This window comes from Citrobacter sp. C13 (assembly GCF_014596815.2).
Classification (GTDB): Bacteria; Pseudomonadota; Gammaproteobacteria; order Enterobacterales; family Enterobacteriaceae; genus Citrobacter; species Citrobacter portucalensis.
In genome coordinates, this window is the sequence record NZ_CP115024.1 from 207,579 (window position 1) to 219,354 (window position 11,776).

The 11,776-nt window shown below is 51.3% G+C and carries 10 protein-coding genes; 4 read left to right on the plus strand and 6 right to left on the minus strand.

Features of this window, described 5'->3' with window-relative positions; all coding sequences use genetic code 11:
* Positions 1 to 43: 43 nt before the first annotated feature.
* The 3 genes from IB222_RS00980 to IB222_RS00990 all read right to left on the minus strand — a co-directional run bounded on the left by IB222_RS00980 (position 44) and on the right by IB222_RS00990 (position 3,673).
* Positions 44 to 1,366, minus strand: coding sequence for an MFS transporter (locus IB222_RS00980; RefSeq protein ID WP_003023312.1), 1,323 nt, complete (start codon positions 1,364 to 1,366; stop codon positions 44 to 46).
* Positions 1,367 to 1,700: 334 nt separating this feature from the next.
* A complete protein-coding gene (yhjD, locus tag IB222_RS00985; protein WP_148361348.1) occupies positions 1,701 to 2,702 on the minus strand; it encodes an inner membrane protein YhjD in 1,002 nt (333 codons plus the stop codon).
* A gap of 71 nt (positions 2,703 to 2,773) precedes the next feature.
* Entirely contained in the window at positions 2,774 to 3,673 is a 900-nt protein-coding gene (locus IB222_RS00990; protein ID WP_003827442.1) for a LysR family transcriptional regulator, read from the minus strand.
* Between the two features lie 119 nt (positions 3,674 to 3,792).
* On the opposite strand from IB222_RS00990, the gene IB222_RS00995 reads away from it, so the two are divergent.
* Both IB222_RS00995 and IB222_RS01000 read left to right on the plus strand, forming a co-directional pair.
* Positions 3,793 to 4,551, plus strand: coding sequence for an SDR family oxidoreductase (locus IB222_RS00995; protein ID WP_003827444.1), 759 nt, complete (start codon positions 3,793 to 3,795; stop codon positions 4,549 to 4,551).
* Positions 4,552 to 4,921: 370 nt separating this feature from the next.
* Positions 4,922 to 5,527, plus strand: coding sequence for a response regulator transcription factor (locus IB222_RS01000; protein ID WP_003827446.1), 606 nt, complete (start codon positions 4,922 to 4,924; stop codon positions 5,525 to 5,527).
* A gap of 15 nt (positions 5,528 to 5,542) precedes the next feature.
* On the opposite strand, the gene IB222_RS01005 is transcribed toward IB222_RS01000, so the two are convergent.
* A complete protein-coding gene (locus IB222_RS01005) occupies positions 5,543 to 5,893 on the minus strand; it encodes a lysozyme (RefSeq protein ID WP_148361349.1) in 351 nt (116 codons plus the stop codon).
* Between the two features lie 86 nt (positions 5,894 to 5,979).
* Complete coding sequence (locus tag IB222_RS01010) at positions 5,980 to 6,519, minus strand: GNAT family protein (protein ID WP_149384393.1); 540 nt, start codon at positions 6,517 to 6,519, stop codon at positions 5,980 to 5,982.
* A 167-nt stretch (positions 6,520 to 6,686) separates the two neighbouring features.
* On the opposite strand from IB222_RS01010, the gene IB222_RS01015 reads away from it, so the two are divergent.
* Positions 6,687 to 8,276 carry an STY4199 family HEPN domain-containing protein gene (locus IB222_RS01015; protein ID WP_063941877.1) on the plus strand — a complete coding sequence of 530 codons (1,590 nt, stop codon included), beginning with the start codon at positions 6,687 to 6,689 and terminating at the stop codon, positions 8,274 to 8,276.
* 27 nt (positions 8,277 to 8,303) lie between these two features.
* On the opposite strand, the gene IB222_RS01020 is transcribed toward IB222_RS01015, so the two are convergent.
* A complete protein-coding gene (locus IB222_RS01020; RefSeq protein ID WP_003827453.1) occupies positions 8,304 to 9,953 on the minus strand; it encodes an alpha,alpha-trehalase in 1,650 nt (549 codons plus the stop codon).
* A 427-nt stretch (positions 9,954 to 10,380) separates the two neighbouring features.
* Between IB222_RS01020 and IB222_RS01025 the strand changes: the two genes are divergently transcribed.
* A complete protein-coding gene (locus tag IB222_RS01025; RefSeq protein WP_003827455.1) occupies positions 10,381 to 11,775 on the plus strand; it encodes a cytochrome-c peroxidase in 1,395 nt (464 codons plus the stop codon).
* Position 11,776: the final 1 nt, after the last annotated feature.

An 11,776-nucleotide genomic window follows, 5' to 3' on the forward strand; every position in this document is an offset into this window, starting at 1 on the left:
ACCCAGGCCGGATAAGGTGGTTACACCGCATCCGGCAAAAGAATCACAACGACTGATGGCGGGTTTCGTGGGTCAACAGCAGTGCAATCAGCGTTAACGCCGCCATCGATGCCAGATACGTACCGACAGCCGCCAGACCATAATTCGCCTGCAACCATGCGGCGATGTATGGGGCAACCGATGCGCCGAGAATTGACGAAACGTTGTACGAGAACGACGCCCCCGTATAGCGCACTTCGGTCGGGAACAGCTCCGGCAGCAGTGCGCCCATCGGGCCAAATGTCAGACCCATCAGGCTTAAGCCCAGCAACAGGAAGGCGAACACCAGCACCGGATTGCCAGAGCCGAGCAGCGGTTTAAAGGCAAACAGCGCAAACAGAATGATCAGCGTGGTGATGATAAGCATGCTCTTGCGGCGACCAAACGCATCGGCCAGCAGGCCCGCCACCGGTACCATGACGCCAAAACCAATGACCGCCATCATCAGCATCCACAACACTTCATTACGCGGCAGGCCAAGCCCTACAGGCGCTGCGGCGGTACTGAACGTCATCGAATAGACGGTCATGATATAGAACAGCGTATAGGTCGCCAGCATGATGAACGTGCCGAGGATCGTCACGCGAACATGTTTTGTCAGTAGAGTACCCAGCGGGATTTTCACCTGTTTTTTCGCCGCGGCTACTTTGGCGAAGACCGGGGATTCATGCAACGAAACGCGGACGTACAGACCGATAATCACCAGCACCGCGGAGAAGATGAACGGTACGCGCCAGCCCCAGCTCATGAACTGTTCGTCGGTCAGCAGCCAGGAGAGCAGCAGAAAGGTACCGTTGGCGAAGAAGAAACCGATAGGCGCGCCCAGCTGCGGAAATGATCCGTACAGCGCGCGTTTGCGCGGTGGCGCGTTTTCCGTCGCCAGCAACGCTGCGCCGCCCCATTCACCGCCCAGACCTAAACCCTGACCAAAACGCGCCAGCGCCAGCAGCAGTGGGGCGAAAATGCCGATAGTTTCATAGCCCGGCAGCAGGCCAATGACGACTGTCGAGATCCCCATTGTGAGTAGTGAAGCAACCAGCGTGACTTTACGGCCGACGCGATCGCCGAAATGCCCGAATACCGCAGAACCGATCGGTCGGGCCACAAAGGCGATAGCAAAAGTGGCGAGGGACTGTAGCGTAGCCGCGGTCGGATCCCCCTGCGGGAAGAATATATGGGGAAACACGATCACCGCGGCGGTGGCGTAAATATAGAAGTCGAAGAACTCAATGGCGGTGCCAATGAGCGAGGCGACGACAACTTTATTGCGCGAGTTGACCGGGGTGTGTTCCTGTTCGTTGTCGAGTGTTGTGGCTGTTGCTTGCATAATATTTTCTTATTTTTGGCCGAACGAAAGGTCATATTACGCACAGCAAAAGAGACATTTCAATCTGTAACAAACTTTGAGATTGGTCAAAAATAGAGCAAAAAGGGGATAATTTTTAGGCTTGAGATTTCACTTCCATGAAATGCTTCACACAATTTAAAACTTGGATGATAAAACTGGTTTTTGGTTAAATAAAAGTTACGGGTTGGATTTATTCACTAAATCAGTGAGAACAGGCGGCATTATAATTGCCGGATGGCGCTACGCTTATCCGGCCTACAAAACTCTCCCGTAGGCCAGATAAGCGTAGCGCCATCCGGCCAGTTAACAAAGATTAGCGGTGTGTTTTCCCCGGCATACGCGGGTCGTCTTTGTATTCCGCCGTGGCAATCCAGGCTGCGCAAAACAGGGTCAGACGAGCGAAGAAGTAGAAGAACGCCATCAGTCCAAGCACGGAACCAAATGCTGCGCCTGACGGCGACTGCACCAGTGATGGCAGCGTATACGTCATGATCATTTTGATGACTTCAAACCCCAGTGCCGCGATAAAGGTACCGCGGATGAGCGCTTTCTTACGCGGTCGGTGACGCGGTAGCCGCCAAAAAATCCAGAAGAACAGCAGGTAGTTGGCGAAAATAGAGATGGTCAGGCCGATCAGCCGCCAGGCGGGTTTCAGCCATTCGATACCGTCGAGATACAGCGCAGTGATAATCATCTGCTGGGCGGAACCGGCGATAGAGGTAATGGACAGAGTAACAATCAGCGCAACCAGTAAGCCAATCAAGGAAACAAAATCACGCAGATATTTGACCCAAATTTTTTCCTGATCCTGCGGCGTACGTTCCCAAACATCCCGCGACTGGGCACGAATCGCTTCGCGCAGGTTCCCCATCCAGTTAATGCCGGAATAGAGCGCGATGCCAAGCCCTACCAGACCTACAGTGGTACGTTGCTGAACGGCGGTATTGATGGTGTTTTTCAGCGTAGAAGCGAGCGTCGGATCGCTGACGTTCAGCAAAATCTTGCTGAAGATATCCTGCAACAGCGTAGGGTGCGAAGCGAGAATAAAACCCGCGGCGGCAAACGACACCATCAGGATTGGGATCATCGACAGAAACGAGAAGTAGGTAATGGCGGCACCAAACTGATTTCCCATACGATCGTTAAACCGCTCTGCGGCACGAATAAGATGGGCGATGATGGGCTGACGTTGAATTTTATCGGCGAAGGTCAGAGCCGTTTTCAGCGCCTGGTTCGCTTTAGCGTTTTTCTCCGGCTCGGCGGAGGCTGGTTTATGTTCTGGCGTAGGGTGTTTTGCGTCTTGTTCCTGCGTCATCCGATCGGTTGTCCTTATTTTGTTCACTCATGACATTATAGCCTGCTCAGGGGCGCATCCTGAAAAATGGACTAATCCACATAGTCTTTCATCACACCAGTCAGCCATTCCATAAACAGATGTACCCGGCGGGAGAGGTTGCGCCGATGCGGATAAAGCAAAGAGACTGGCATTGGCTCGGCGCGATATTGCGGCAACACTTCGACCAGCGTACCGGCGCGCAGGGCATCACGCACGCCAACGCGCGGCACCTGAATAATGCCCAGACCGGCAAGGCATGCCGCGTGATAGGTTTCGGTACTGTTTACTGTTAGCATGCCGCCGGTTTTAACCCATTGCGTGCCATTTTCTGTCGCCACTTCGAAACCTTGCGCACGCGTTCCTAAATTGACCGAGTAGTGCACCACCGCATGCGAGGCAAGATCCTCCAGATTTTCCGGATAACCAAAGCGGGCGAGGTATTGCGGGCTGGCGCAGTTAATCTGCGTGAGTTTCCCCAGCGGACGCGCAATCAGCCCTGAATCTTTCAGCGCGCCCACGCGTACCACACAGTCGAAACCTTCGCGGATCAAATCCACCAGGCGGTCGCTGCTGCTGAGTTCGAGTTCCAGGCCCGGATACTGATGCAAAAAGCTCGGTAAGCGGGGCATCACCAGGTTTCTTGCTACACCGACCGGCATATCAACGCGCAGCTTGCCGCTGATGCTGGACGGATCGTGATGGAACAGCCCATCCAGCTCATCCAGATTACTCAACAGATCTTTCGCGCGTTCGTAATAGATCATGCCGTCTTGCGTGAGCTGAACGCGGCGGGTGGTGCGGTGCAACAACTGCGTGCCCAGATGATTTTCCAGAGCCTGGATCTGGCGCGATACGCTACCTTTAGGAAGTCCGAGGGTGTCTGCGGCGCGCGAAAAGCTCTCCAGTTCTGCGACGCGGATGAACAACTGCATTGCGTGAATTTTATCCATTCTCATGCCCTATTGTTGTTCTAAATGAAACAGTAATGCGCAGTTAGCAGTATTTATTGTTCTTCTATCACCTAATAAGCTTTGTCTCAATCTTCACAACACCTGAAATGAGGTTTCTTATGACGCAACGTATCGCATTGGTGACTGGCGGCGGCCGCGGACTCGGTAAAAACGCGGCGCTGAAGCTGGCGAGTAAAGGAATCGGTATTATCCTGACGTGGAACAGCAATGAAAAAGAAGCGCAGCAGGTTGTGGGTGAAATACGCCAATCTGGCGGTAAAGCGGCGGCATTACCGTTAAATGTCGGCGATATTTCTACATTCCCTCAGTTTGTTCAACAGGTGCAGGGAACGTTACAAACGCAGTGGCAAAGTAACGCGTTTGATTATTTGTTGAACAATGCGGGAATCGGCATCAACGCACCGTATCCGGCATTTACTGAAGCGCAATTTGACCAACTTTTGAACATCCATTTTAAGGGGCCCTTTTTCCTGACGCAGAGCCTGCTACCGCTGATAAATAAAGGTGGTCGCATCCTCAATGTCTCTACCGGGCTTGCCCGCTTTGCGCTACCGGGTTACAGCGCATACGCAGCCATGAAAGGTGCGATGGAAGTGCTAACCCGTTATCAGGCAAAAGAGCTGGGAGAGCGCGGCATAACGGCGAATATTATTGCGCCAGGCGCAATAGAAACGGATTTTAGCGGCGGAAATGTGCGGGATAATGCGCAATTGAATGCGTACATTGCATCGCAAACGGCGCTGGGACGCGTTGGTTTACCTGATGATATTGGCGACGCCATTGCTGCGCTGCTCAGCGATGAACTGGCCTGGATGACGGCACAGCGTATCGAGGTATCCGGCGGAATGTTCCTGTAAACCCATAAGGTGCTTATTCAACAGGTCACGGCATGCGTTGAATAAGCACTTAATGCTAGATTGTATTTTGTAACAGATTTATCCATTGTCGTTGATATCTTATTTTTAGCTAAAAATATAAAATCATATTAATTAATATTCATTGTCTTATCATGAGCATCGAATATTAAGACTTTCCCTAGTTTTCAAACCTGTTTTTGTTCCTTTGTATGATCCTTCGGGTTGAGCTGTAACTATTCATAACTTCTGCTTCTTTCTTCTCTGTCTATCGGTAAAATGGCCCCCGCCAAATGGTGACTTCTTATTTTACCCTATGGGTAATACCCTTCCGCATGTTAAGGCTAATATCCTATTCGGATGGAGATAAATAATGCAGGTAGTAATGTTTGACAGGCAGTCAATATTTATTCATGGAATGAATGTAAGTTTGCAGCAACGTATTCCAGGAGTGGATGTTCAGGGTGTCAGTCAGGCAGATGAACTTTGGCTGACGCTGGAAGATAAACCCGAGGCATTAGTTATATTGGATGGCGACCTTGATGCTGAGTTCTGCTGTAGCTTGCTGCAACAGATAGCAGAGCGCTTTGCGATGGTGAAGGTGCTGGTGACCGCAACGGACTGCCGTAAAAAATGGTTGCAAGAGGTCACTAAACTGAACGTGCTGGCCATTGTTCCGCGCGATTCTGACGCGGAAACCTTTACGCTGGCCCTCAATAGCGTCGCGATGGGTATGATGTTTATCCCCAGAGACTGCATAACCGCTACCGAAAGCGGTGGGCAAAATATCAGATTGCTCAGCGCGCGCCAGCGGGAGATTTTGACCATGCTGGCCGCCGGAGAATCTAATAAACAAATTGGTCGACTGTTAAATATCAGTACCGGAACGGTAAAAGCCCATCTTGAGTCGTTGTATCAGCGCCTGGAGGTAAAAAACCGTACGCAGGCGGCAATGATGTTAAACAACACCATTTACTAGGAACATATTTCACAGTCAGAATATTTCTGGCTGTGAAATAGACACCGGCCAGATATTTTTAGCGCAAAATTGGGTAATTCCCACGCTGAATATCCACGTAATTAATGCTTCCAGCTGAAACCTGTCTTTTATTTGCGTCATTTCCTTATGGATGAATGCCTCGCAGATACTCATATCTGCGAGCAGCAATGTTTCTGCCTGCATCACCGTAATTGGGGTATCAAAGGATTCATTGGCGGAGATTTCGTGCCCGTAACCAATGACCCAGATGCCTTTTTTGTCCTGATACTTTTCCAGCGACAGGCCCTGCCATTGCTTAATAAATGCGATACAGGCGGGCGTGAAATGTGTCGAACGCAGCGGCATAATCATCTCTGTGCAAAGAGACCTATTCTAAAAAAACCACGCCGTTACGCTAGTTGCCTGACAGCCAGTATTTACCGCAAAACGACCTATGCCTTGGGCGGCTGATATTCCTGTTTTAACAGACCAAAAATCCAGTCATCGTGCCAGGTTTGATGTAGCCAGTAGCTTGCGCGTAGCGTGCCTTCATGAATGAACCCGACCTTTTCCAACAGACACCGTGAGGCTTCGTTTCCTGCGGTGACACAGGCGGTCAGTCGCCGCAGACCGCCGCTGGCAAAGGCGTATTCACACACGGCATGCAGAGATTCAGCGCCATAACCTTTACCCTGCGCCTCTGGGGCGAGCAGAAAGCCAACCTCGGAACATTCATTGTTCTCCTGAATGTATCCGGTCACGCCAAGCGGTGCTCCCGATGTCTTATCGCACAAGAGCAGACATAGCCAGTGCGGGCTGCCGGGAAACCATTCAGGCAGGCGGGAGTCGAAGGCTGTCCGTACTTCCTCTTCAGTACGTGCGTCAGCGACAAAACGCATCACATCTGGGTTCTGCTGTAGCGTTAAGAAGAACGTCCAGTCATTTTCTGTCAGTGGGCGGCAGAGCAGACGTGATGTTTGCAGTACAGGCATAGGCTTATCTCCAGAATAATTTTCAATGATTGTGCGGAAGTCACTGTAAAACTTATTTATTTGCTATATGAATGTGTTCTAGTCTACATCGGCACAACGTTGCGTTTAAAAAAGATAATTACATACCATTGTGAGGCCGCACGTTTTGGGTCCTTTTAGGGAAGATGATGACCAATAGCGCGTTACAAGCGACATGTACACCCTTTGAACATTGTCTGGGGATTATCCGCCAGGCGTCGGTAGAAATATTACTGCTGCTAGGCGTACATGCCGCAGAAGGCAAAGACCCGCGGTGGTTTCTCGAACAGCTGGATCAGGCACGACTGAATCTGGGCGGCTGGGGGGCTGTCGCCAGACGGTTGCAGATGAATGATGCGCAATTGAGCCAGTTCACTCTGCGGCTACGTCATCTTCAACAGAGTGTACCCCAATATGAAAATGGCCAGGACGTCAGTGAAAACCAGCTGATTTCAGCGCTGCGCTTTGTGGCTTCTCTGGAACAATTACGCCAGCAACAGCCCATCCTGAAGTATCAAACCGAAATTGCACCTGTGGAGCCGGATGCTCAGATGCGGGCGCAGCGTCAACTTCGCGCAATAGAATTAACCCTCAAATCTCTGATTGCACGGGTATGGCCGGATCAACATCCTCTCAACAGCTTTCTGAAACAGCACTTTGGTGGTGAACGTCTGCGTCGCTGGCTAAAGTTGGGCGAAGGACGAGATGCGCTGGACGGTATGATGTTTAGCGAGCTGGCACTGATGGTCGTCGATAAGAAATTATTCGTTCGCCACTTTACGCAGATTTTTAACGATACTTCAGTGCTCATGTCATTTGTTGAGCCGCGCATCACGCTACGCATGTTTTTGGATGATTGCCGCCTGGCTCGTAACTGCGTTATCGCGCAGCAGCCGCTGACGTCGGTACAACTGATATTGCTGGACTACCAGTACCGACAGATAACTCATCCTGTGCAACGGGCATTTGAAGAACGGCGTACGCGCATTAATCCTGCGTCGTATCTGGAATCTGATGAGGCCATGGTCCGCCAGTTTTGGGAAACAGCAAAGCAAAAAGACGAGCAAGCGGGAGGCGATAAGCATGAAATCGCAGACAGCATTGATCCGCCGGAAAAGCGGGCCAAGCGCACGGCGGAAGAACGTGAACAGCTGATTTCCGGTATGTTGTGGGTAGCGGTCGGCGTGATGGTGCTGGCGATTTCGCTGGGTGCGTTCTGGTTATTTACTTCGCCAGCGCCACAGGCGTCTTCCGGACAGTCCGTTGAAATCGTACAAGAGGAGCCACGGCGTGATGCCCCTAGCGCACGGGAGGCGGTGACCCGAATGGGCATCACCTGGGATGCCTTTAACATGCGGGCGGCTATAGATCGTAATGACACCCGCGTGACGTCACTTTTTCTGCAGGGCGGGATGGACTGGAAGCTGGCGTGGACGGAGCAGGCGTTTTCGGCGGGCAATACTGAGGTGTTGAGACTGCTGCTGCGTTACCCTTCGCAGATGGATGAAAGCAAACCATGCCGACAGTTTATGACTACGCTCAGCCATGCGATGTCGAATGGGGCATCGCTCACTTCGCTGCATAAAAGTTATCTGCAAAGTTTTTGTTCCGTGCCTGCGGTCGTTGCGCGTCAGCAATATGATCTTGAGCAGGCCGAGCTGCGTGTTCGCGCCCAGCCAAGCCCTGAGAACAAGAAATGGCAGAAAATTCACGCCGAGCTGTACGATGCAATTAACTGAAAGCCTGATGACTCAGACCGTCAGCCGCTAGGGTTCGCCATACAAACCGATGAGTCGGCGCACCACGCCATTGGTCCAGCCAAAGCCGTCCTGCAACGGATATTCCCCGCCGCCGCCTTCGCGCGGCGCGGCGTCGGCTATGTGGTATTTTTCGATAAGCTTGTGGTGTTCCTGATAAAAGAGATTCACCGTTTTCAACCAGTTACGGGCAATTTCATCCCCGAGATGGTCGTCACCGTACAGTTTGAAGCCCTGGATCGCCATCCACTGCAGCGGCGCCCAACCGTTGGGTTTATCCCACTGTTCACCGGTTTCATGCTCCGTGGCTAAAATGCCACCGGGCGTTAGCAGGCGACTGCGAACCGCGTTAGCAAGCCGATCGGCTTGTTCATGCGTTGCCATACCGACATACAGCGGCACAATACTGGCGGCAGAGAACAGGGCCATTTGTTCGCGCCGCCAGTCGTAATCGCGATAGCAGCCGTTTTCATCGTCCCAGAGATAGCGGTTTACCGCATCACGACGATCGCTGGCTTTCTGGCGAAAAAGTGCTTCCGTTTCTTTGTCACCTTTTAGCGCGGAAATATTGGCGATAGTGCTTTCCAGCTTGTAGAGGAATGCGTTCAGGTCAATCGGGATGAACTGTGTGGTGCGTATGCTGGCAAGGCGGCCCGCGTCGCGTAGCCAGCGCGAGGAATAATCCCAGCCGGAGGCCGCGCCTGCGCGTAAATCCCGATACACTTCATTGGGCGGGCGACCCGAATGTTTGGCGGTCTCAACGTCTTCAAGCCATGATTCATCGCGCGGCGTATCACGATCGTCCCAATAGCGGTTAAGTAGAGAGCCGTCCGACATTCTGATCACGTGGCGGTAGGCCTGGTTGAGCACCAGGGAATCGGCGCCATCCATCCAGAACGCGTACTCCATTTTTAGATGATCAAGGTAACGACGCGCGCCACGTACGCCATCCTCTTCAAACAGTTCCACCATCAGCGCAAATACCGGCGGCTGTGAGCGACTCAGATAGTAAGTGCGGTTGCCGTTCGGGATGTGACCATAGTTTTCAATCATCCAGGCAAAGTTATCTGCCATACATTTCAGCAGATCTTCGCGACCGCTCTCTGCCAGACCCAGCATGGTAAAGTAGGAATCCCAGTAGTAGGTTTCGCTAAAACGCCCGCCTGGCACAATGTATGACTGCGGTAACGCCAGCAGCGAGGACCAGGGAATATGATCCTGCGGCTCGCGCGTCAGCACCGGCCACAGTTGATCGATATGCTCTTTCAGCGAACTTTCCGGGTCAGAAACGTATTCGCTGGAGGGCGTTTCCGGGAGCCAGAAATGGTTCTCGACGAAGCGTCGCAGATCGAAGTCCCGATGGCGTTTAACCTTGCGATAGCGAATTAAAATGTCGAGCGGGTCCATTTTGGGCGCACAATCTGGGAAGGTTTTACTATCCGCAAACAGTTTGGATGACTGGACGTGTTCGAACAGTTCGAGATAACGATCGGCAGGGGTTAACGCATCTGAAGCGGGGAGCCCTTCAATCATCTCCGGCTCAGGCTCTGCCTCAATCATTTCATCCAGCTTTAACTCGCACGGATCCATTTCATAAAGCAGATCGATGTCGATCGTCATTTCTTCAGAAGGGGCGTGGGGTAGTTTCTGGTTGAGCATAATGAGAAAGACCTCCGATGGACGTTGAAAGATTAAGGCTATTGCCCGGTCGTCAGTTAAGCGTAGACATTCGCTTCGGTGTCGGGTGAGTAAAGCGTGCGGTTGATCACGTTTTAATGCTGAGCAAAATTTAAAGAATCAGACTATCCCAATGAAAATAATGGATAATTCAAATTTCTGCATGATCTGAATATATTCCATTTTCAGAGCATTCGATTGCAACGAGGTGTGAACAGAGACAGGTAACGCCTTATCTCTATAATAGGCGCAGGCTATTCTATTGATAGTTCTCCCCCATGTAATTGCTTGATACTTATCAAAATAGTAATTCCCTCATTTCCTATGATGGTCAGGTCTGACAAAGACTGTGCATTAATTATTCTAATTTTTCTGGGTCACAATAACTCACAACGGTGAGGGTAAAATAATGAAAATCATTACCCGTCTTACCGCGATTGCCATAGCTGGCATCGTGATTTGTTATTTTGGATTATCCGGTTATGTGTGGTATCACGATAATCAACGTAGCAAACAGGCAGATGTTCAGGCCTCTACGCTGGAAGAAAATAATAAGGTATTAGGATTTTTACGCGAAAAAGGATGCGATTATTGTCACACGCCTTCAGCTGAATTACCTTTCTATTCTTCTTTTCCTGTCGCTAAGCAGTTGATGAATTATGATATTCAACTGGGATACAAATCATTCAATCTTGAAGCCGTTCGTGCGGCGCTGGTCGCAGATAAACCCGTTTCGCAAAGCGACCTGAATAAAATTGAATGGGTGATGCAGTACGACACCATGCCACCGACGCGTTATACCGCATTGCACTGGGCTGGCAAGGTCAGCGATACGGAGCGAGCCGAGATCCTGGGCTGGATTGCGAAACAGCGTGAGCAGTATTACGCCAGTAACGATACCGCCACGCAGCATCGTAATGAACCTGTGCAGCCGATACCGGAAAGCATCCCAACCGATGCCCGCAAAGTGGCGCTTGGCTTTACGCTTTACCACGACCCGCGTATTTCAGGTGACAGCACGATTTCTTGCGCGCATTGCCACGCCCTGAATGCAGGCGGCGTGGATGGCCGGAAAACGTCGATCGGCGTAGGCGGCGCCGTTGGCCCGATTAATGCGCCGACGGTGTTTAACTCGGTCTTCAACGTTGAACAATTCTGGGATGGTCGTGCGCCAACACTGCAGGCGCAGGCAGGCGGCCCGCCGTTGAACCCTATCGAAATGGCGTCTAAATCCTGGGATGAAATTATCCAGAAACTGGATAAAGATCCGCAATTGAAGCAAGAGTTTATCGCGGTTTATCCGCAGGGATTCAGCGGGGATAATATTACCGATGCGATTGCTGAGTTTGAGAAAACGCTAATTACGCCAAATTCGCCGTTTGATAAATGGCTTCGCGGCGATGAAGCGGCGTTAACTGCTCAGCAGAAACATGGCTATCAATTGTTTAAAGATAATAAGTGTGCGACCTGTCATGGCGGTATTATTTTAGGCGGGCGCTCATTTGAGCCATTGGGTTTGAAAAAGGACTTTAATTTCGGTGAGGTCACTGCCGCAGATATTGGCCGCATGAACGTCACTAATGAATTACGTGACAAGCTGCGTCAAAAAGTCCCGGGCTTGCGTAACGTTGCGCTGACCGCGCCTTATTTCCATCGCGGTGATGTGCCTACGCTCGATGGTGCGGTAAAACTGATGCTGCGTTATCAGGTGGGTAAAGAACTGCCGCAGGAAGATATCGACGATATCGTGGCGTTCCTCGAAAGCTTAAACGGCGTGTATACGCCATATATGCAGGGTAAATAAG